At 63.8% G+C, this 21,279-nt stretch carries 22 protein-coding genes; 11 read left to right on the forward strand and 11 right to left on the reverse strand.

What is annotated here, in order from left to right; translation table 11 throughout:
- Positions 1-243: 243 nt before the first annotated feature.
- The 4 genes from GEV06_10250 to GEV06_10265 all read left to right on the forward strand — a co-directional run bounded on the left by GEV06_10250 (position 244) and on the right by GEV06_10265 (position 5,990).
- A complete protein-coding gene (locus GEV06_10250) occupies positions 244-2,217 on the forward strand; it encodes a DUF1080 domain-containing protein (protein ID MPZ18278.1) in 1,974 nt (657 codons plus the stop codon).
- A complete protein-coding gene (locus GEV06_10255; protein MPZ18279.1) occupies positions 2,214-3,011 on the forward strand; it encodes an FCD domain-containing protein in 798 nt (265 codons plus the stop codon). Before GEV06_10250 ends, GEV06_10255 begins: the two co-directional genes overlap by 4 nt.
- A 136-nt stretch (positions 3,012-3,147) precedes the next feature.
- Positions 3,148-5,469, forward strand: coding sequence for a molybdopterin-dependent oxidoreductase (locus GEV06_10260; GenBank protein ID MPZ18280.1), 2,322 nt, complete (start codon positions 3,148-3,150; stop codon positions 5,467-5,469).
- Between the two features lie 59 nt (positions 5,470-5,528).
- On the forward strand, positions 5,529-5,990 hold the full coding sequence (locus GEV06_10265) for a DUF4440 domain-containing protein (GenBank protein ID MPZ18281.1): 462 nt from the start codon (positions 5,529-5,531) through the stop codon (positions 5,988-5,990).
- Positions 5,991-6,099: 109 nt separating this feature from the next.
- Here the strand turns inward: GEV06_10265 and GEV06_10270 are convergent, their stop codons facing one another.
- The 3 genes from GEV06_10270 to GEV06_10280 all read right to left on the reverse strand — a co-directional run bounded on the left by GEV06_10270 (position 6,100) and on the right by GEV06_10280 (position 8,882).
- Positions 6,100-6,726: an HAD-IA family hydrolase gene (locus GEV06_10270; GenBank protein MPZ18282.1), complete on the reverse strand. Its 627-nt coding sequence runs from the start codon at positions 6,724-6,726 to the stop codon at positions 6,100-6,102.
- Between the two features lie 126 nt (positions 6,727-6,852).
- A complete protein-coding gene (locus GEV06_10275) occupies positions 6,853-7,506 on the reverse strand; it encodes a cyclic nucleotide-binding domain-containing protein (protein MPZ18283.1) in 654 nt (217 codons plus the stop codon).
- A gap of 140 nt (positions 7,507-7,646) precedes the next feature.
- Positions 7,647-8,882: a hypothetical protein gene (locus GEV06_10280; GenBank protein ID MPZ18284.1), complete on the reverse strand. Its 1,236-nt coding sequence runs from the start codon at positions 8,880-8,882 to the stop codon at positions 7,647-7,649.
- Between the two features lie 458 nt (positions 8,883-9,340).
- Here GEV06_10280 and GEV06_10285 point away from each other — a divergent pair, with 458 nt between their 5' ends.
- Entirely contained in the window at positions 9,341-9,559 is a 219-nt protein-coding gene (locus tag GEV06_10285; protein MPZ18285.1) for a hypothetical protein, read from the forward strand.
- A 21-nt stretch (positions 9,560-9,580) separates the two neighbouring features.
- Here GEV06_10285 and GEV06_10290 read toward each other — a convergent pair whose 3' ends face one another.
- On the reverse strand, positions 9,581-10,291 hold the full coding sequence (locus tag GEV06_10290) for a thioredoxin reductase (GenBank protein MPZ18286.1): 711 nt from the start codon (positions 10,289-10,291) through the stop codon (positions 9,581-9,583).
- Here GEV06_10290 and GEV06_10295 point away from each other — a divergent pair.
- A complete protein-coding gene (locus tag GEV06_10295) occupies positions 10,236-10,700 on the forward strand; it encodes a tetratricopeptide repeat protein (GenBank protein MPZ18287.1) in 465 nt (154 codons plus the stop codon). The genes GEV06_10290 and GEV06_10295 overlap by 56 nt on opposite strands.
- Here the strand turns inward: GEV06_10295 and rocD are convergent.
- Positions 10,683-11,915, reverse strand: coding sequence for an ornithine--oxo-acid transaminase (rocD, locus tag GEV06_10300; protein MPZ18288.1), 1,233 nt, complete (start codon positions 11,913-11,915; stop codon positions 10,683-10,685). The two genes, GEV06_10295 and rocD, sit on opposite strands and share 18 nt — an antisense overlap.
- A 163-nt stretch (positions 11,916-12,078) precedes the next feature.
- Between rocD and GEV06_10305 the strand changes: the two genes are divergently transcribed.
- Positions 12,079-12,636, forward strand: coding sequence for a hypothetical protein (locus tag GEV06_10305; protein MPZ18289.1), 558 nt, complete (start codon positions 12,079-12,081; stop codon positions 12,634-12,636).
- Positions 12,637-12,664: 28 nt separating this feature from the next.
- Positions 12,665-13,060: an amidohydrolase family protein gene (locus tag GEV06_10310; GenBank protein ID MPZ18290.1), complete on the forward strand. Its 396-nt coding sequence runs from the start codon at positions 12,665-12,667 to the stop codon at positions 13,058-13,060.
- 33 nt (positions 13,061-13,093) lie between these two features.
- Here the strand turns inward: GEV06_10310 and menC are convergent, their stop codons facing one another.
- On the reverse strand, positions 13,094-14,272 hold the full coding sequence (gene menC / locus GEV06_10315; GenBank protein ID MPZ18291.1) for an o-succinylbenzoate synthase: 1,179 nt from the start codon (positions 14,270-14,272) through the stop codon (positions 13,094-13,096).
- 308 nt (positions 14,273-14,580) lie between these two features.
- Here menC and GEV06_10320 point away from each other — a divergent pair, with 308 nt between their 5' ends.
- On the forward strand, positions 14,581-15,582 hold the full coding sequence (locus GEV06_10320) for a hypothetical protein (GenBank protein MPZ18292.1): 1,002 nt from the start codon (positions 14,581-14,583) through the stop codon (positions 15,580-15,582).
- A gap of 61 nt (positions 15,583-15,643) precedes the next feature.
- On the opposite strand, the gene GEV06_10325 is transcribed toward GEV06_10320, so the two are convergent.
- From GEV06_10325 to GEV06_10335, 3 genes are read right to left on the reverse strand one after another with little or no spacing between them, the layout of a single operon-like run.
- Positions 15,644-15,961, reverse strand: a complete 318-nt coding sequence (locus GEV06_10325) for a hypothetical protein (protein ID MPZ18293.1) — start codon at positions 15,959-15,961, stop codon at positions 15,644-15,646.
- A gap of 4 nt (positions 15,962-15,965) precedes the next feature.
- Positions 15,966-16,610, reverse strand: coding sequence for a hypothetical protein (locus tag GEV06_10330; protein ID MPZ18294.1), 645 nt, complete (start codon positions 16,608-16,610; stop codon positions 15,966-15,968).
- Between the two features lie 53 nt (positions 16,611-16,663).
- Positions 16,664-16,924, reverse strand: coding sequence for a hypothetical protein (locus GEV06_10335; GenBank protein ID MPZ18295.1), 261 nt, complete (start codon positions 16,922-16,924; stop codon positions 16,664-16,666).
- Between the two features lie 230 nt (positions 16,925-17,154).
- Between GEV06_10335 and GEV06_10340 the strand changes: the two genes are divergently transcribed.
- Together GEV06_10340 and GEV06_10345 are read left to right on the forward strand one after the other, a co-directional pair.
- The gene (locus GEV06_10340; protein MPZ18296.1) at positions 17,155-17,766 is read left to right on the forward strand and encodes a LysE family translocator; all 612 of its coding nucleotides are present in this window, start codon (positions 17,155-17,157) and stop codon (positions 17,764-17,766) included.
- A complete protein-coding gene (locus GEV06_10345; protein MPZ18297.1) occupies positions 17,766-18,458 on the forward strand; it encodes a methyltransferase domain-containing protein in 693 nt (230 codons plus the stop codon). The genes GEV06_10340 and GEV06_10345 overlap by 1 nt, the downstream gene beginning before the upstream one ends.
- Positions 18,459-18,530: 72 nt before the next feature.
- Here GEV06_10345 and GEV06_10350 read toward each other — a convergent pair whose 3' ends face one another.
- Positions 18,531-18,893, reverse strand: coding sequence for a hypothetical protein (locus GEV06_10350; protein MPZ18298.1), 363 nt, complete (start codon positions 18,891-18,893; stop codon positions 18,531-18,533).
- Entirely contained in the window at positions 18,790-20,799 is a 2,010-nt protein-coding gene (locus GEV06_10355; GenBank protein MPZ18299.1) for a TonB-dependent receptor plug domain-containing protein, read from the reverse strand. The genes GEV06_10350 and GEV06_10355 overlap by 104 nt, the downstream gene beginning before the upstream one ends.
- Positions 20,800-21,279: the final 480 nt, after the last annotated feature.

Here is a 21,279-nt window from a genome sequence, read left to right on the forward strand (position 1 = left end):
GTTATCGTCCCAGATATTAAGGCAAACCTTCACGAGCCCAGTATAGGTGCAAATAAGAACGCCTCTAGCACGCGCGACGGGGGGCCATCTAGCCTGGTGCGCAACCATGCTCAAGGCCAAGGTGGTGATGGCCGAAGGAGTGGTGGTCCGTCATGGTTAGCATTTCGACTATTTCAAGCATCTTCGAAATGTGGTAAATACGGGAGCTCCGTCAACGAGGGGGGCGGCCCGAGGAGGGGAGTCATGACGCCCCCGTGGTTCATTCGGCTCGGCGCGCCTGGTAGTCGGGAGACCTTCCAGATGAACAACACCCGCCGCTCATCGGTTGCCATCATTGCCACGCTCTCGACATTAGGAGCGGTAGTCGCCGCGCAGAACTATCAGACGGAGACGACGTATCAGGGAACCTCGCTCGCGGGCTGGCGCGTCGTCGGCGACGCTGCCTGGCGCGCCGAGAACGGCGAATACGTCGGGGCGCTGAAGGGTCCTGGAGGCGGATGGCTGATGCTCGACAAGTCGCTGCAGGACGTTGGCGTCTTCGCGCGCTTCCGCTGTACCGGAGGCTGCAAAACCGGTGTCCTGCTCCGCGCCGAGAAGACCGCGAACGGTACCAAAGGCATTTACGTCGCGCTCGCTGGCGACGAGCCAGGTAGCTATGCGGTGACGCTCGATTCGAACGGCAAGGAGCTCTCACGAGAGAGACTCCGGCCCGCCGGAGGCCAGATGCGCTTCGCTCCTCCAGCGACCAGTCCCCCTGAGGGCGGCGGTGCGAGCCGCGGTGCAGGCGGCGGGCGCGGCTCAGAGCCGACCGGGCTTCCTATCGTCCCGCCCGTCGGCGGACTCCACGCGGACGACTGGAATCTTGCTGAAGTCCTGCTCGATGCGAGCATCGTCCGAGCGTTTCTGAACGAGGTCGCGGTTCCGGGCGGTGCGGCGGACGAGACCCTCGGACGTTTCGGCGCAATCGGCTTCTACGTCGGAGGCACGGGTGAAGTGCGGTACACGGATGTTGCAACCAGCGATCTTGCCATCAAGACGTTGCCCGCCGAAGAGGTATCGCGGAATTTCCGAATGCAGCGCCTCACTGACTTCTATTACAGCTGGGGTGCGGCGGTAGGTGACTTCAATCAGGATGGCGTCTCTGACATTGCTGCGGGTCCGTATTTCTACGCGGGACCGACATATACGACCTTCCGGGAAATCTACCCGGCGCAAACGGTCAACCCTTCAACGGAGTACCCGGCCGACTGCATGCAGAGCTTCGCGGGCGATTTCACGGGCGACGGCTGGGACGACGTGATCTGCATGGGTGCCATAGGGCAGCCGCTGCATCTCTATGTGAATCCAAAAGGGGAGCCTCGGCGGTGGGACATGGTCGATGTGCTGCCGCAAGTGCGGAAGGAAGTTTCCGTGATGAGAGACATCGATGGCGACGGTGAGCCTGAGTATGTCTACGGCGACGGCGAATTTCTCCGATTCGCCAAACCTGATCCTACGAACCCCACAGGACAGTGGAAGGTCCACGACATCTCGACTCAGGGCCCCTGGGGAGCTGGGCATGGTCTCGGCGTCGGCGACATCAACGGCGACAATCGGGAGGACGTTGTCGATCCGTATGGCTGGTGGGAGCAGCCCTCAGCCGGTGCAGCGAGTGGCGTCTGGACGTATCACCCTGAGGCGTTCGCGAGATGGACCGGTCATGCCGGGCCGGGCGGAGGCGAGATGGGTGTCTATGATGTGAACGGCGACGGGCTCACCGACGTGGTCACTGTGCTCCAGGCGCACGGGTTTGGTCTGGCGTGGTTCGAGCAGAAGCGAGATGCGTCGGGGAAGCGCACCTTCCAGCGGCACTCGATTGTCGATAACTTCGCTTCGGAGAATGCGGGCGACGTGACGATTTCGGAAATGCACGGATCGACCGTTGCTGACGTCGACGGTGACGGCATTCCAGACTTCATCGTCGGCAAGCGACACTGGTCGCATTTGGACAACTATTCGGATCCGGATCCGTACGGCGCACCGGTGCTCTATCTATTTCGCACAGTGCGTGACGCGAAAGCGCCGGGCGGTGCGGCTTTCGTACCCGAGCTCGTGCACAACCGATCAGGTGCAGGAAACGCCGTGACGGCCGAGGACATCGACAAGGATGGCCGGATGGATATCGTGACTTCCACGAACCGCGGTTTGTTCCTGTTCTCGGGACGGCCACGCACGTGACGGCGCCGCCACGTGTCTTGCGTACGCTCAGCACGGACCTCTTCGAGCAGTTGCGCGCGGACATTCTCCACTGCCGGCTCGACCCGGGGGCGCGCCTGCGGTTCAAAGAGCTCCGCCAGCGCTACAAGTCTGGGCTGAGCCCGCTCCGGGAGGCGCTGATGCGGCTTGTCGCAGAGGGGCTTGTCGTACTGACGGACCACAAGGGGTTCACCGTCGCGCCCGTGACGAGGGAGGAAATGATCGACATCGCGCGGACGCTCTTCGAGCTCGAAGCGCTGGCGATCCGGCTTGCGATCGAGAAGGGTGACGACCACTGGGAAGCCACTGTCGTGGCGCGCTGTCACGAGCTCTCGAAACGGTCAGTGTTCACGGAAGGTGGCGAGCTCGATGTTGAATGGGAAGCACGCAACGTGGCGTTCCACAAATCGCTGTACGCCGCGTGCGGATCGCCGTCACTGATCGAGCTCACGCGGCAGCTTTCAGAGCGTTTCTCGCGCTACCGCAAGCTATGGGCGCGCGAGGCCGACGGCACACGCGATGTCGCCAGGGAGCATGAGGAGATCATGAAGGCCACGATAGGGCGCGACGCCGCGCGGGCCGTGGCACTGCTGCGCCACCATCGCGAGACGACCATCGACGACATCGTGATGAATTGGGACCGCTCGCTGGCGGCGGCAGCGCCGCCGCCGCGGTCGAGAGCCGCACGAGCGGCCGGGAGACGTCGCCCGCGGGCGGTTGGGCGATCACGGCGCGCCAGAGCGTCTGCGACGTCCTCTCGTGCCCGACCTCGTTGACCGCGCCGGTTTCTGCCTCGAGCGCGCTGTCTCTCGCCAGCATGTGGTGTTGGGAAAACAGACTGTCTCGGAGTTGTTCGATAATTGAAATACACTTCGAACATCTGTAATATGGCCGCATTCTGAGACAACAACCATGAGCGACTCGATCGTCGGTCAGTCCGTGAGGCGCGTCGGTGGCGTCGAGCGCGTCACCGGTCAGCAGCGCTACACGGCTGACATCCGGTTCGAGCACGAGCTGCATGTCAAGCTCGTGCATCTCGATTGCGCCCGCGCACGAATCAAGGCCATTGATACGGCCGCGGCGGCACGAGTGAAAGGCGTCCACTCCGTGTTGACGGCCGACGATCTTCCGCAACCGATGCCGCGATACGGTCCGGTGGAGATGGATCGTCCCGTGCTGGCGGTGGAGGAGACGAAGTTCTTCGGCGAGCCGGTCGCGGTTGTCGCAGCGGAGACGCTCGATGCCGCCGAAGCTGCGGCAGGACTGGTGCGCGTGGAGTACGAGCCGCTGCCTGCCGTGCTGACGGTGACCGACGCTCTCGACCCTGCGTCTCCCTTGGTACGCGATCCTGCGCTGCGTCCCAACGATCCCCTCGCGCACACGAACACGCTCAGAGAGTGGGATTTCGGCTGGGGCGATCCAGGCCACGCGCCCACTGACTGCATCGTGGAGAACGAGTACACGTTCCCAATGGTCACGCACTTCGCCATCGAGCCACACGCGTTTCTAGCCGTGGCAGACCACGATGGCGTCTCCATCTGGAGCCCGACGCAGCATCCCTTTGTGCTGCAGCGGGTGGTGGCCGCCGTATTGGGATGGCCGCTGTCCAAGGTGCGCATTGTCGCCCCGGACCCGGGAGGCGGGTTCGGTGGCAAGGGGTGGCCCAAGTTCGAGCCGCTGGTCGCCTTTCTGGCGCTGAAGACCCGGCGGCCGGTCCGGTTGGTGCTGACGCTCGAAGAAACGTTTCAGGCGGCGCGTCGTACGTCCGCCGTTGTCCATGCGCGTACGGGCTTCGATCGCGGCGGGCGGATCCTGTTCCAGGATCTGACCGCCAATTTCCTGCTCGGCGCATACGCGGACATCGGCGTTCGCGTGGTCAGCAAGGCGAGCTACGCGGGCTGCGGTCCCTATCGCACGCCACACGCACGCGTCCGCGCGCGCGCGCTGCTCTCGCATACGACCTCGAGCACCGCGTTCCGTGGCTTCGGTACCCCACAGATGTCGTGGGCCACCGAGTCGCAGCTCAATGAGGCGGCTCGTCAGCTCGGCCTGGACCCGCTCGAGATCCGGCTTCGAAACGTGGCGCAGAAGGGAGAAGCGTTCATTCCGAACGACACCCCGTGCGACGGGGACTGGGCAGGAGCGCTGCAACTCGCCGCAGACGCCATCGGCTGGACGACGCCCCTCCCCAAGCATCGCGCGCGCGGCATCTCGCTGGGACTGAAGAGCTCGTCGACCGCGTCGGCGTCGTTCGCACAGACGCGTCTCCACTACGACGGCAGTGCCACGATCCTCTCGGGCACGTCCGACATGGGGCAGGGCGCACGCACCATCTTCGCGCAGATCGCGGCGGAGGAGTTGGGGATCCCAATCGAGCGAATCTCGATCGTCATGGGCGATACCTCGACGGTTCCCTATGACTCGTCGACATCCGCCAGCCGATCGTCAGTCTTCATGGGACAGGCGGTGCAGAACGCGTGTCGCGATATCAAGGCGCAGCTCAGGACCATGGCGGCTGAAACGTTCTCCCTGTCGGAGGAGCTCATCTCCGTCGAGCCGGGCGTCGTGCGCGTGCCCGATCATGTGCTGCCGTATGCGGAGCTCTTGCGCCGGTACTTCGCGTCCACACGCGGCGAGGTTGTCGGCCTGGGCCACAAGCGCAGCCGATTCATCGAAGAGCATCCACTCGGTGGGAAGCCGGTGTTCTGGGAGCTGATGTGCGCCGCGGTGGAGGTAGAGGTCGATGTCGAGACTGGCATGAGCGGCGTTCATCGGCTCTTCCTGGTCAGTGACATCGGCAAGGCGCTGAATCCCATGCAGGTCGAGTCCCAAGACGAGGGCGCGGCCATCATGGGACTGGGACATACGTTCATGGAGCAACTGTTGCTCGACGAACGCGGGCGCATCCGGAATCTGGGGGCGCTCGACTACCGGATTCCGACGATTCAGGACACGCCCCGCCATCTCGAGTCCATTTTGATTGAGAACGGCGACGGCCCGGGGCCATTCGGCGCCAAGGGGGCCGGTGAGGGTGGCATTCTCGCGATTGCCGCCGCGGTCGGCGCGGCCGTCAACGAGGCAGCTGGCGTCACGATTCGTGACCTGCCACTCACGCCGGAACGCATCTGGCGGGCGGTCAGGGACAAGGCGAGTCCCGAGAGCGTCGCGCCCGCGCCCGCCGATACGACCAGCGCCGTTCCCGTCGGCGGCGCGGGCGCCAAGAGTGCCCGTTGAGCGTCCAGGAGGAGACTGTGCAGAAACATCTGAAGAGTTTTGGTCCGTTGGGGACCGTTATGCTGACGGCGTGTCTTGCGAGCGGGTACGGATCGCCGGCCAATGCGCAGGTCGCCGCCGCGCCGGTTGCCGACGTGTCGCCTCCTGCTGCAGCCGACGGGGACGCCACGACGGACATCACGCGGGAAGTGGTGCAGCGCCACCTGAAGACATTTGGCGCCGGCGATCTCGAAGGCGTGCTGGCAGACTATGCGGACGATGCGGTCATGTTCACGCCGAATGGTCCCATCGAGGGGAAGGAAGCACTCCGGTCGACGTTTACCGAGCTCATTGCCGAGTGGGGCCAGCCCGGCACGACCTTCAACCTGCAGCAGGAGCGGTACGAGGGCGAGCACGGGTACACCCTGTGGACGGCTGAAACGAGCGCCAATGTCTACGAGCTCGGGATGGACGGCTTCGTCGTGCGCGATGGCAAGATTGTCGCGCAGTTCTTTGGTGCCAAGGTCACTCCTAAGAAATAGGCCGTGCGCCTGTCAACAGCAGCTTGGCACAAGCGCACGTCAGCGGACGGTGAAATCGATCGCAATGGAGACGAGAACGGGCACAGGCGCCAGGCGTGATGGCAGCTGATCAACGTCCGGACCTCGCGACCTCCACGCCTGCGTCGAGCAGCTGCTCAGCGAGGCCGCGGGGATCCGTCACATGGACCGTGTGCATGCCGAGGGCCCGCGCCGCGAGCACGTTCTCTTCCCGGTCATCCACGAACAGGCTGGTTGCGGGCTCCGCCTGCATGACATCGAGGGCCATCTCGTAGATCCGCGCGTCAGGCTTGCGGCCCCCCAGGTAGCAGGAGCTGAAGAACGCGCGGAAGATGTCGCGGAGCCGAAACGTGTCAATGCGATAGCGATTCAGCTCGCGCGACTCGTTGTTGATCGTGGCCAGCCTGTAGGATCCCGCTGACGCGAGGTTTCGGAGCAGGCTCAGCACCGAGTCGTGGGGCTGCGATTGCGCCTGCATGAATCTGGTGAAGGCGTCGCGCGAAAATGATCGATGCCGGTGGAAGACCACGTGATCGAGATACCCATCCAGCGACTGCTCGCCACGCTCGAAGGCGTCGATCAGCGCCTGGTGTCGTTGCTCGATCTCCTCGAGGTCGAGAGAAAAATGTAGCGCGGCGGATCGACGGGCGTCGGTGTCCCAGCCGTTCGTGAGGCAGACGCCGCCGACGTCGAAGAAGATCGTGGCTATGCGACTCATCGAACGTTCGTCACCTCGCGCGCCTTCTGCCAGAAGTGGTAATAGAAACTCGGTGTCTCGATCGTCGTGCCCGACTTAATGGCCTCGATGAACAGGGCGCCAAGTGACGGCTCGCGCGGCGGCGCGTCAGTCGTGCAAAACGACGCTGATGAGGGAGTCGTTGATTCTGAGCTCGCCGTTGTACTCGATGAACCCAAGCTTCCGGAACTTGTTCATGAAGAAGTTCACGCGTGAGCGTGTGGTGCCGACCATCTCCGCAAGCGTCTCCTGAGGGATCTTTGGCAGCACTCGGTGTGGCTTGTCCTCCTTGCCGTAGCGTGCCAGCAGGAGGAGCGTACGGGCCAGCCGTTTCTCGCTGGAATTGAACAGCTGATCGACGAGATCGGCTTCCACGCGGCTGTTCCGCGCCAGCATGTAGGCGATGAACCGATCCGAGAGATCAGGCTGGTCGTGCAGCAGGTGAATCATGTGCTGTGTGTCGATCAGGAGGACGGTGGTCTTTGCCATGGCGGTCGCGGTCGCCATGCGGAGCGGTTGACCCGCGAGGGCCCCTTCACCCAAGAAGTCGCCAGGCCCCAGCATCGCCACGACGGCTTCCTTACCCGTCTTGGAGAGCACCGAAAGCTTCACACTGCCTTTCTGAATGTAGTTGACGGTCTCGCAGGCGTCACCCTGCGAGAAGATGACGTCTCTTGGTCGGTACGCCTTGATCCTTCTCGCCACGCCCGCCGAATCGAGAAACGCCTGAACGTCGAAGGCGCGCTGCTGCTGTGCCGTCACAGAGCCTCCCGGATCATCGAGATCTCATTCTAGCGGACCGCGACCTCCGGCCGCGCTCCCCGACGGCGCGCCCGGCGAGCGCGCCCTAGCATTTCGAGCCCACACACGCGCCGGTCAGCGCCGCGGCGAAGGCCTTCGGTTCATCGGACGGCGCCGAGGAAGCCCCTCACGGCGATAGCCAGCATGTAGAGCGTGTACAGCACCGTCACCGCCATGCCCAGGTTCATCCAGCGGCTGTTGGGGCTCCCGGCCGAGAAGCCCTTCTTCAGGAGCAAGAGCCACGTGAAGAGCGCGATGAGCGGCATGATGAGCGGGCTGACCGCCTGGGACGCAATCATGATCTGCACGGGGCTGCCGCCGAACACGGGAATCACCAAGCTGACCGACGCGGTGGCGAGCACGAGCAGGCGGTACCCGGGGGCCGTCAGGTCGCGATGATAGCCGAAGAAATCTGCGATCATCCATGGCCCGAGAATCATGTTGGCGAACATCGAGGAGAGCCCGGCGGCGAGAATCCCGACCACGAACGCCGTCGCCGCGAACGGGCCGGCCAGCGGTTGCAGCGTCCGCACCATGTCGATGGCGCGCTCGACCGGCAGGCCTTCGTCGTGCAGCGTTCCCGCGGCGCAGGCCATGATGGCGGCGTTCATCACGAGGAGGAGGATCGCTGCGACCAGGGAGTCTCGATACACGATGGGCAGCTCGGCCGGACGCCACCCTTTTTCCAGGACCACGATGCTGCGCGAGAACAGGCACACCGAGGCCAGCGTGGTGCCCACCATACCGGCGACGAGCAGGTGCGGGCTTCCTGTGGCCGGAAAGCTCGGGACGAGGCCGTGCAGCACGTCCCCCGGTGAAGGCGGCACCGCCGAGGCCGTCAGGAAGAACGACAACCCCATCATCGCCACCAGCCCGGCGGCCGCCTTCAGGAAGAGCTCATGACGCCCGTTCCAGAAGAGCCATAACAGGAGCAGCATCAACGCCACGGCGGACGGCAGACGCCCGATGCCCTCGCCGCTGGTCGTGAACGGCCGGGACCATTCCCGGAGGACGTCGCTCATGATGCCCATGACACCGATGAGCGAGGCGACCTGTGTGATCACCATCGCGAGGATGATGCACGCCGTGATCGGGGCGCCGAAGCCATCGCGGAAGTTACTCAGGATGCCCCGGCCGGACACCACCGTCACCTTGCTGATCGCCGAGAACATGATGTGAGTGAACAGCGAGGCGAGCACCAAGGTCCAGAGCAGCGTCATCCCGTGGCTGGCACCGGCTGAGGCCATGGTCGTGACGCTGCCCGTCCCGATGACGTAGGCGACCATGAAGATCCCGGGCAGGATCGACGAAACGAGCGTGCTGCGGTTCGATGACACGGTACGAAGAGGAGCTCAGCATACCATCTGGATGGTAGGCGCCGGGCGGAGTACTCGAGGGGTGTCCTCCCTTTGTTCACAAACGCGTCAATTGACGTTGTTCAATAAGTCAGCGTCGCCCGCGACGAGCGATTCTCGGGTGCGACATCCGGGCGGCCTGGGAGGAGGCCTCTGGGAGTGAGCGCGCTCTCGACAGCCATCAGCCACGATCGACCTGGTCTAACCGACCTGATCCATCGCGCGGGGAACGGCGATGCGGCTCGTGGGACTGATCGCGGCGGCCGAGCCCGCATGGCGCGGGTTGCGAATTCAGCCGACCGAAGCGCTGAGAGAGGAGTAGCGCTAGAGGGCGAGGCCGCCAATTCCCGGCTGCACGAAGACCTAGAGTGGACTCGTGCGGTAATGTCGGGCGCCCGCCCCGCCCGCTCTCGACATCTCGTGACTGCTAGAATATGACAATGGTGATTGCCTCCGGAAAAGTCGTCGATGGCCGGGTCGAGCTGGATAGCGAGCTGCCCGAAGGAGTGTCCGTCACCGTGCTCGCGCGTGAAGGCGACGAGACGTTTGAAGCCGACGCAGAGACCGAGCGCCTGCTCCTCGACGCCATCGCGCAGTGCGAACGCGGTGAGACCATCCCGATGGCGCAACTGTTAGGTGAACTCCGCGATCGCGAGTGAACGAACCGCTTCCCATCGTCGTCAGCCGTCAGCGAAGATCAAGGACCGATGTGCTGCGATTCCAGCCTGGGCGCCGTCACCGACCGCCATCGCCACACTGCCGGTTGCCCGTGCGACGTCTCCACAGGCGAAGACGCCCGCCACTGTCGTTTCCTTCGATGCGTCTGTGCGAATGAACGGACCGACCGCTCCCTCGTCGAATGCGCAACCCAGTTGTTCGGCGACAGGACTTGCCGCGCGAGTGCGGCTGGACGCGAACAAGCCGTCGAATGGTAGCAGCCTCCCATCGGCAAGCTCGATGGTTGCGGTATCCACGATGCGCACGACGCGTTCCGCTTCGATGACGACGCCCCGCGCCGACAACGCGGCGGTCTGGGCCTGGTCGGGAACAAACAGGCCGTTGGTGAACAGCGTGACCTGCCCCCAGTCCGGCAGCATCATCGCATGATGATGTGAGACGGGGCCGACCGCAAGCACGCCGATGCGGCCATTGTGCAATTCGTAGCCGTGGCAGTACGGGCAGTGGAAGACGCTTTGCCCCCAGCGCTGCGCAAGACCCTCGACCTGCGGCAACTCGTCCACGACGCCGGTGGCGAGCACTGCGACCTTCAGCTTCGAGCCACACGAGCTCGATCCCCTGTCGCTCATCATCACCACGGATCTCGGTTGGGCGTTGATGTCGGCCGACGAGTACCATCGCGCGGTCCCGCAGCTGCAGCATGCGGCCAGCATGGATCCGACGTTCTTCTTTGCCCCGTACTATCTCGGCTTGGCCTACAGCCTGCAGGGTCGCTACGAAGCCGCGATCGGCGAGTTCCGGAAAGCGGAGCAGATTGAGCCAAACGCCCAGGTGGCCGGGCAGCTCGGCTTCCTCTATGGCGTCACCGGCCGGCGGAACCAGGCAGTGGCGCGCCTGCGCCGCCTCGAGGCGCGGTCGCAGAAGGACTATGTGTCACCGTATCTCATCTCGCTGGTTCATGCCGGTCTCGACGAACAGGACCTGGCACTCGGCTGGTTCGCTCGCGCCATCCGCGAACGATCGGCCTCGCTGCTCTGGCCGGGCGCCAAGCTGATCAGCCGGCACCTGCGGGTCGGCACGCGACTGGCGCGCCTCCTCGATGCTTCAGGCATCCCGCGCTGATGCCACCACGCGTCGAGCGGGAGCCCCACCGAGCACCCGCGCCAGTCGTGCCACGGCCCAGTCGATCTCCTGTTTGGTGATGACCAGTGGTGGCGCGAGCCGAATCACATCCTCGTGCGTCTCTTTGCAGAGAATGCCCTCGGCGACCAGCGCCTCACAATAGGACCGAGCGGGCTCGGTCAACTCGACGCCAATCCAGAGCCCGCGACCACGGATCTCCCGGACGAGCGGTCCGCTCAACGCCCTTCTCAGCTGCTCGAGGAAGTACGTACCTAGCTCCTCGGAACGCTCCGCGAGCCGTTCGTGTTGAATGACCCGGATCGCCGCACGCGCGATGGCGCAGGCAAGTGGGTTGCCACCGAACGTGCTGCCATGGTCGCCTGGCTTCAGCACGTCGAGAATCGGCGCCGAGGCGAGCACCGCCGACACGGGGTAGAAGCCGCCGGACAGCGCTTTGCCGAGAACGAGCACATCGGGCATGACGGCGTCATGCAGGCAGGCGAACAAAGCACCCGCGCGGCCCAGCCCCGATTGGATCTCGTCGGCAATCCAGAGCACGTTACGCTCGGAGCAGATTTCGCGAACGGCGGTCAAGTACCCTTGCGGCGGTATGAGGACGCCCGCCTCGCCCTGGATCGGCTCGACGAGAAACGCACAGGTGTCGGCCGTGATCGCCTCAGCAAGCGCTGCGGCGTCGCCGAAAGGAATCGCCCGGAAACCGGGCGTGAGCGGACCGAAGTCACGCCGATACGCCTCCTCTGTCGACAAGCTCACCGTTGTCGTCGTCCGCCCGTGAAAGTTCTGGCGGCAGACGATGATCTCAGCGCGGTCTTTGGCAATGCCCTTGACCGTGTATCCCCAGCGCCGCGCAACCTTGACGGCCGTTTCAACGGCCTCGGCACCGGAGTTCATGAACAGCACGCGCTCCATGCCCGCGAGCTCGGTGAGCTCCTTGCAGAGCCACGGGAGCTGATCATTGCGGAACGCGCGCGAGGTGAGCGTCAACCGCTGCGCCTGGTCGCGACAAGCCTCGAGGATCTCCGGATGGCAATGGCCTTGATTCACCGCCGAGTATGCCGACAGGCAATCGAGATAGCGCCGGCCCTCGACGTCGTAGAGCCAGACCCCTTCGCCGCGGTGGAGGACGACATCGAGTGGCAGGTAGTTGTGCGCACCATGTCGCTGCTCCATGTCGATGAGCTCGTGCGGTGTCATCTATTTCCTCCAGATGTGCCTCCAGGAGCCTACATCGCTTGCCCCATGGAATTCATGAGGAGATCCTGAAGCCCGTACATTTCCGCCGAGGTCATGACGCACACGGAATCACGGACGCGACTGAGGCATCGAAAACTTGACTCGCTGAGTCACGTGCCTCGAGATGGTAGGGCGCGTCAGCCTCCCGCGCCGTCACGGCCGCCTCGGCGAGGCGGCCCTACCTAGACCCTTGAGGTACCATTTGGCAGGCCCGCGCTCCGAGCCCGTGCCCACCATCATGCATGTTCGCGATCTCTATATCTATCCGCTGAAGTCCTGCGCGGGGGGGCGCCTGGACGCCGCCCAGCTCGACCGGTTCGGGCTCGTGGGGGACAGACGCTGGATGCTGGTCGACCGAGCCGGTCGGTTCCTGTCGCAGCGCGAGCTGCCGCGGATGGCGCTGCTGCGAGTGACCGCGTACTTTGGCGCGCTGGCAGTGTCGGCGCCGGACAGGTCGACGCTGACCGTCAGTGTTCCGGCTGCGCAGGCGCCGCGTGTGCCGGTGACCGTATGGCGGGACCGGTGCGAAGCGCTGGATGCCGGCGATGAGGCGGCGCGCTGGATGTGCGCGTTCGTCGAACGCGAGTGCCGGCTCGTGTACGCGCCGGATGACTTCCTGCGTCCGGTCGATCGCGCGCACGTGTCCGGCCGGGAGCTGATGGGCGTCAACTCGAGGTTGTAATGATCCGAACCGCTCTGTTCTCCTTCCGGTGGGTGCTCGCATCCGCCGCCGCCCTGCTCGGTGCCCTGCTCGGGGGCCGCGAGGCGTGCGGCGTGGCGCGCGCGCGCAGGATCCGGGTGCCCGCTACGACCTCGTGCTCAGCCTGGAAGACGCCATCCGGCGCATGACGTCGTTCCCGGCCCAGCGACTCGGCCTCCGCGATCGGGGGCTCCTGCGTCCGGGCCAGATGGCGGATATCGCCGTCTTCGATCCGGCCACCATCGTCGACCACTCCACGTTCAGCGATCCGCACCAGCTTGCCGAAGGCATGCGATATGTCCTGGTCAACGGCGTGCTCGTCGTGGACGGCGGCCGGCACACGGGCGCCCGGCCGGGACGTGCGCTCCGCGGCCCCGGCCAGGCGGTTGCCGGCTCGACCCCCTGAGGGGCCGGGCACGGCTCCGACTCGGCCGTGCGGTCAGCGAGTCGTCCGATCGATTCGCTCGATCGTCACGGTCTGCCGCGCGATGTACTCGACATCGATGTCGAAGCCAAGCCCCACGCCGGATGGAACCGCGATCGTGCCGTCCGACGCCACCTCGACGGCCGGCACGATCACGTCGCGTGCGAAGTAGCGCGCACTGGCCGAGATGTCGCCCGGCAGCACGAACCCCGGCAGGCTGGCCAGCGCGAGGTTATGGGCGCGGCCGATACCGGATTCGAGCATACCGCCGCACCAGACGGGCACGCCCCGGGACAGACAGAGATCATGGATTGCCAGCGCTTGAGCATAACCGCCCACGCGCCCCACCTTGATGTTGATGATGCGGCACGCGCCGAGCTGCAGGGCCTGCCGCGCGCTTCGCACACCCACGACGCTCTCGTCCAGGCAGATCGACGTGGACAGATGCGCCTGCAGCGCCGCGTGATCCACGAGATCGTCGCGCTCAAAGGGCTGCTCGATCATCAGCAGGCCGAACTCATCGAGCCGCCGGAGATGGTCGACGTCGGCCAGTGAGTACGCAGCGTTCGCATCCACGGACAAGAGGATGTCCGGATATTGCCGCCGCACCTCGCGGACGATGTCGACGTCCCAGCTTGGCTTGATCTTGAGCTTGATCCGCTGGTAGCCGAGCGCGAGATGCCGTTCGACGCGGTCGAGCAGATCCGGTAGGCGCGGCTGGATGCCGAGGCTCACGCCGACGGGCACGCGGTTGCGCTCGCCGGCGAGCGCAACCGCCAGGGAGACGCGCTCTCGCTGCGCCGCCAGGTGCGTGTACGCCAGTTCCAGCCCCGCTTTGGCCATGTTATGACCTGCGACATGCGCGAAGCGTCCCGCGAGATCCTGGAGACCGGTCACCGGCTTGGCGAGGGCCGCAGGGGCGAGAAAGTCGCGGATGACGTGCCGAGCCGTTTCCACGGTCTCATAGCTGTACGCGGGCGCTTCGCCGGCGACGATCTCACCCCAGCCGACCAGGCCGTCCGCCCTCATCGCGACGAGCACGACCAGGCGCGACTCGAGACGCTCGTTGCTTGTCTCGAAGGGCTCGACCAACGGCAGCCGCACCAGGCGGATCTCGATGCCTTCGAGCGCGAGCGGCTCCCGCGTCGCAGGCAGCAGGCGGCCACGTGGCTCGTACGTTCGTTCCGTCGGCATGGGCATCTCTTTGGGTCACAACACGGCGACGAGACGATGGCAGGTCGCGTATGAGGAAGCACACCACCGCATCATGAGCCAAGAAGGAGCCAAAAATCATCAATCGCCGATCAAGTGTTCTCAGAACTCGTCAGTGCGGCACGTCATCTCGTCTAGCAATGGAATCCGTGCGCGTGGAAATCTCTTGACGCCTCCTTCTCGTAGTGCTAATTTTTATCCACTAGGCTAAGTTTTTAGCATAGACGCTATCCGAATCCAAACCCGAATCCTGGACCACCCGGAGCCTGACGCCGGGGGAGAACCGTGTCATGAGGATGCCACTTCGCACGATGTTCGTTGGCTTGGGGCTCTCGACCGGCGCACTGATTCTCGCGACCGCGTCGGCACCGAGAGCCGCGCAGACCACCGTCGCAGTCGATGATTTGATTGCTCAGCTTTCGTCCGCCGATCCGGCGGCTCGAGTGCGCGCCGCTTGCGAGCTCGAGGATCTGGGCTCTCGGGCAGCTCCCGCGATTCCCGCGCTCGTCACGCTTCTCGCCGACGACGCATCGGTGGACCGGCGCGAGTGTCATCCCGAGTGGCACTGGGGCAGAGCGGACGACGATCCGACGAGTCCTGGGCGGGAGGGCGCCTGGGCGTTGGCGGGCGTGGGCCGCGCTGGATACGAGGCCCTGCTCGGCGCGCTGGAGGATCCACGCTGGATTGCGCGGCGGCATGCGGCGGCTGGGCTCGGCCGATTCGAAGACCCGGCCGCCATCGAGCCCCTGCAGGCGGTATTGAAGGATCAGGAGCCGGGCGTGCGCGAGTCGGCGGTTTGGGCGCTTGGAGCGATTGAGCATCCGCGCGCCATTCCGGCCGTGTCGGCCGTGCTCGGCGACCAGGATCCGCGTGTGCGCCGACAGGCCGCGTGGGCCCTCGGCTCGATCGAGGATATCGCGGCCATCGACGCGCTGGCCCGCGCCCTCTCGGATCCCGACGCGGACGTTCGTGAGCAGGTCGCCTGGGCACTTGGGTCGATTGAAGATCCTTCCGGGATCGAGCCGCTCGTCACGGCGATCTCGGACAGCGACGCGAAGGTGCGATCGCAAGCCGCCTGGGCGCTCGGATCGATCGAAGATCGCGCGGGCGTTCCAGCCCTGATCGACGCGCTGCGCGACGCGGATCCGGACGTTCGGAAGCAGGGGGCGTGGGCGCTCGGATCAATCGGTGACTTGCAGGCGCAGGACGCGTTGATCGTGGCTGCGAAGGATCCGGCTGCGACTGTCCGGCGCCAGGCGATTTGGGCGCTCGGTGAGCTGGACGAGCGGTAAGCCGACGGGAAGCCAGCACGTCAAGGGACAACGGCTCGCCGTACGATCAGCGAGCCCGTGCTCACGTCTCCTCTGTGGGGCTGTCGTCCGCCTCGAGGTTGATCGGCGTGCTCGCCAGTACCTCGGCTGCCTTTTCGGCGTCCTCCGATCGAACGAACAGCTCGATCCCGCCCAGCCAGAGATGCGGCCGCATGCCGCCGCAATCGTCGGCCCTGACGAGGACCGGCACGCCGGCCGCCTCGAGCGTCGTCTTGGCGAGGTCTGCCTCGAACCGATTCACGTAGGTGGCGGCGCGGACGAGATCCGTATCAGACATGCCTTGTTCACTCCTGGCCACATGATCAGGGTCGCGCATCGCCGGCTTTCGCACAATGATCATGCTATCACCGCAAACGTGCTAAGCGAGGCGTCTCGGAGACGAAGAACTGGGTAACTGCCGGCCAGGCGAGCGGAATGAGCATGTCAGGCAAGGGCTCCTCTTCCGCGTCGCGAAAGTACGTGAGCGCCTTCAAGATGTGGGTGCGGCTATACGACACGGCTGCGTACTTCTTGGCAAAGCTCTCGAAGAGCTCTCGAAGCCCATACTCTTGCGCAACCACGTAGAGGTCCACGAAGTCCCGGCGGACACCGCGACTTGCGATTGCCTCGATCTTCATGCACGCAATGTCGCGTGGGTCGGCGACCTCGACATTCCCGTACAGACGGAGCGGAAAGAGCAGCGGATACGGGTAGTGGAGAAAGCTGACCTTCACGCCGTGGAGGGTGAGATGCGCGGTACCCTGTGCGAGTGCAACGCGCGCGAGACCCTTCTGGCCACGTAGCCGGTCGCGAAGCACGGCGCTGTCGAATTCCGCTTCCCGGAAGAGATCGAGATCGACGGAGCGGCGATGACCGTACTGGAGCGCCACGCCGGTGCCGCCCGCGAGGTAGAAGCCGGCGAGCAGGGATCGCTGGGCGAGATTGCTGGTAGTCTTCGCCCACGCTTCGGGCAGCACTTCCGGATGCCATTCAGACGGACGTTCGGCCATGGCGATTCCTCGAGTGTGGCCCTGGAGCGCCGACCAAGTCCGGGGACTTGCGACTAGCGCTGAAGAGCGGCGACGTCGCCGATGGGCAGGTCGAACACGAGTGCCCAAAAGTTCGCGGAGCGGGGAGAGAGATGGCGATCGGTGCGGAGCACGTCCTGGATCTGCTCCCTGCTGAACACTCGGGTGAGCCAAGCCACGTCTTCTTCCTCCCCACGTTCCAGAACCCGCTCGATGGTGTAGCGCGGGTGGGCGGCGGGACGAAAATCCTGAGGATTCACATCCCAGAACAATGGCCGCAAGTGGTTTGGAATCATAAGTTTAGATACTAACACGCAAGCGCGCCGGCGTCAAATGCTGGAGCCTTCGTTGCGACTGACGGAAGGAAAGAGCATCAATGAGCACGGTAAGTGGTCGAAGAGGAGCACCGTGTCATCGTGCGGCTCGGGAGGCTGGCAGATAGAGAGCAGATGTGACAGCGCGAGACTACCTGCTAATGTCTTAGGGTTCGACTCGGAGGGCCGCTGATCATCGGAGGGGAGCTCTCATGGACGTATCGTCGCTGTTGATCTTTGCCGGAGCGCTGGTTGTCGCCGCCGGGTCGCCAGGCCCGAGCGTCGCGGCGCTGGTCGCGCGCGTGCTTGCCAAGGGCTATCGCGACGTGCTGCCGTTTCTGGCGGCGATGTGGCTCGGTGAGGCGCTCTGGCTGTCGTTCGCCGTGTTCGGGCTTGCGGTCGTCGCCCAGACCTTCCACCTTCTATTTCTCGCCGTCAAGTATCTGGGTCCCGCCTATCTGTTCTATCTTGCTTGGAAGATGTGGTTCGCGCCGGTCGCGGTGAAGGATGACGCGCTGCCGCGCGAGAGATCGGCGGGAACGCTGTTCATCGCGGGCATGACCGTCACGCTCGGCAATCCCAAGATCATGCTGTTCTACGTGGCGCTGCTGCCGACGATCATCGATCTGACCCATGTGACGGCCCTCGGTTGGACGGAGCTGACGGTGACGATGTTGGCCGTGCTAGTGGTTGTCGACATGACATGGGTCATGTTGGCAGTGCAGGCGCGGCGGTTTCTCAGGAGTGCGCGAGCCATGCGCGCCGCCAATCGCACCAGCGCTTCTGTGATGGCGGGTGCGGCGGCTGCGATCGCCGTCCGCTAATGTTTCGTGTAGGTTCCTCGCCGAGTGCTTGGATCGCTGATCGTCATCCCTTGCGGGCGCGGTATGATTGGCCGGTGTCCGCCGGCGTGTCCACCGAAGTCCGAACGCAGTTCGGAGAGATCGACATCTACCTCTTCGATCAAGTCCTTCGCGGCCGATTTGATTCTCGCCGGCGTGTCCTCGATGCGGGCTGCGGTGCCGGGCGCAATCTTTCCTTCTTTCTGCGTCACGGCTTCGACGTGCGCGCCGTGGATGCCGATGCCGCCGCGATTCGTTCGGTGCGTCAGCTCGTGGCCTCATTGAATCCAGCGATTCCACCCGAGCAGATTCACCAGGGGTCGCTCGAGGCGCTTCCCTGGGAAGACGACTCGACAGATGCGGTCATCAGCAGTGCCGTTCTCCACTTCGCCCGCGACGAGAGGGAGTTCGGGGCGATGATTCAGGAAATGTGGCGCGTGCTGGCGCCCGGCGGCCTCTTCTTCGCGCGTCTCGCGACCAGCATCGGCCTGGAACGTCACCTTCCGTCGGCGACAGGTCGCATGCGGTTGCCCGACGGCTCGGAGCGCTTCGTGACCGACGAGCAGACTCTTCTGAACTGGACGTCGACGCTGGGCGGAACGCTTGCCGATCCCCTGAAGACGACAAACGTGCAGAACGTGAGGTGTATGACGACGTGGGTGCTGGAGAAGTAACCTCCTACCGCTTCGGTCACGGTGTGGCTGGGTCATCCCGTGGTGAAAAGGCAGTCCCCATAGAAGCGCGATTCATTCGAACCGGTACAGCTTGACCCGGAGGATTGAAGCCTCGGGAGCGTTGAAGCGCAGAGCGGTGCCCGTCTGCTTGCTGGCGGCCTGCGTCTCCATGTCGTAGGAAATCATGATTGCGTCACCGTTGAGGGTGCGACCAGGAACCCATTGGCCGCTCTGGTAAACCCCCTCCTCCACGGTGGCGAGTCCGACCGTCTCGTCCGCGTTCGTCCGAGAGGCGAACGTGACCTGGATGGAACCGCCAAGCACGACGAACTCATCGGGGCCGGTCTGCATCATGACGGCGTAGCCCTGCGCCGGCAGATCCGACGGATCCCGGCGATTCGTCACGAGCGCGGGCGTCAGAATGTAGTCTCCCATCTCCACTTTCGCGCTTGGATTTTCCTGCGTGAGCGACACGCCGCGGATCGTGCCGGCCGCCTGATGCTCCAGAATCTGCGGCGCAACCGCCTGCCGCTGCATTCGCGTATGCGTAGCCCGTATCCAAGGGGTTATTCGCGTTGGTGCCGAAGTTGAAAGCTCCAAAGGGAGATCCACCCTGCGTCCCCATCTCGCGAGAATTACGTTCAAACGAAACGCCAAATTTCAGATTGTGGGACCCGCGGACGATGGAGAAGCGATCGCTAATGAGTATCGTTTGGAAGGACGACTCGAACGGATAACGGTCGAGATACTCGAGGGTTGCGGGCGTCCCTGGGACGCCTCCAAACTCTGCCCACGGCAGCAGGTCGAGCGGTTTACCCTCTGGAAACAGGGAGCCTGCGGTGAAGCCTGCCGAATCCCTCTGATTACGAGCCAAGGCGTCGGCGGGGCTTGTTGTATCGAAGTTGCTCCGCGTCCATCCGACATGGAACTCGTTCAGCACTGTAGGCGACAAGACACGTGTATAGCGCACAGAAGATGTCTGGTCGAGGGAATCGCCGTTTGTCGGCAACTGTGGCCAGTTCGCACGGCCGGGGCCCGTGCTCGATCCCGTCGCGCCCGTGTAAGATACTGTCAAAAAGTTGTTGGAATTGAAGTTGTAGTCAATCTTCAGGGCGTCATAACGGCTCTTGTTGCTCGTGGGGAATTCGCTGACGAAGTGATAGTTGCCGCCCGAAATGTTATCGTCGAAGAAATTCGGCTCCGGAAAGGCATTCAAGAGAGCCAAACCGCTCGAGTCCAGCTGGCTTCGAGGAATCCTGTTTCCCGCATACGGCTCTTGCGTCACCGGGTCTGTCACCGTGATGAGGTTCCCGTCGAGGTCGAACGATTGAGAGAAGTCTCCCTGCCGCTCGAGCACCGTCGGCACCTTGACTTGGTCGATGTCGACGCCTTCGCGAGGCCAATGTTCCTGACTGAAGAAGAAGAATAACTTGGATTTGTCCGTATTGAACTTTCCGGGAATGTAAATCGGGCCGCCCAAATTGTATGTCCACGTGTTGTACCTGTACCGCGGCTTGTCTCTTCCTTCCCGATTATCGAAGAAGTTCGTGGCATTGAACTGCTCATGGCGTGTGAAGTAGGAGCCAAGCCCGTGAAAATCCCTGGTCCCGGATTTGGTCACGACTTCCACGTTGGCTCCCGACAGGCGGCCATACTCTGCCTGATAGTTACTGGTTAAGATCTTGACTTCTTCGATCGAATCCACACTGACGTTAGCGAAGTGCTCTGCCGGATAGTCAGTGCTGGTAATCGGTGTGCCGTCGATCGTGATGTTGTTGGTGGTATTGCGCATACCAAGCGCATTGAAGCTCACTCTCGCTCCTGGCTGTGCCGGATTCGAGAAGTTCACGATGCCAGGCACCAGCTGCACGAGGGTCTTGAAGTCGCGCCCCATGTTGCTGAGGTGGGCAATCTGAGAAGTGGAAATCGACAGGGAGCGTTCGCCGCTCTGAGTCTCCACGACTGCACTCTTGGCCGAGACGGACGCAACCTCTGAAAGTGCACCGACTTGCAGGACGATGAGTCCGACTGGATATCGTTGGCCAGTCTCCACAACCACGCTCTTTCTCTCGGCTGTCGCAAACCCGTCCTTGGCGACGGTGAGGAAATACTCTCCGGCTTCAAGCGCCGTATACACGAATGTGCCGTCCGAGCCGGTGACTGTCGTGCGTTGCCGGCCGGTCGCCACTTGTGTCAGCGTCACCGCGGCTTCGGGTATCGCAGCGCCGCTTGCATCCTGAACTGCGCCCGACATGGAGCTGGTGATGAACTGTGCAAACCCGACGCTCGCCAATGGCGAGAGCAGTAAGAAGAGCGCGGCCAACGGCGAGACCGTGGACAAGAGAACCCGTAGAGGAGAGCTCACACGACACCTCCTGCGTTGTGAGGAGCACTACTGAGTTGGCTTGAAGAAGATCAAGAAGACCATCAGGGTCAACGCAAGAATAAATGCGCGTTGAGGGTCGGATAAGTCATGGGAATGACGCACAGTTTCAGTGACATCGGCGTCAGCGGTGGCCGCCCGTGCCGCGCCCGGAGAACGGAGCTGCAGCGCAGCTTACCGATGCGTTTCGGTTCGCACGCGCGCGGAGGTGAACCCGGCCAGGTGTTCGATGCTCTGTAGTGGATGATCTATCATAGAGAGTTAGCGCTGTCAACAGTCAAATGTTTGGGAGGGCCCACAAAAACTGGGGGGGCAAGGTCTTCCCGCACTTTGACAGACTCTCGGCGAAGTACTAGAATCCACTCTCAATTCTCAAACGCGTGAGGTGGATCCACACGCCAGACGAGGTCGTCGGGCGAGGCGGACGGGACGCGCCTT

The organism is Luteitalea sp., assembly GCA_009377605.1.
Lineage (GTDB): Bacteria > Acidobacteriota > Vicinamibacteria > Vicinamibacterales > Vicinamibacteraceae > WHTT01.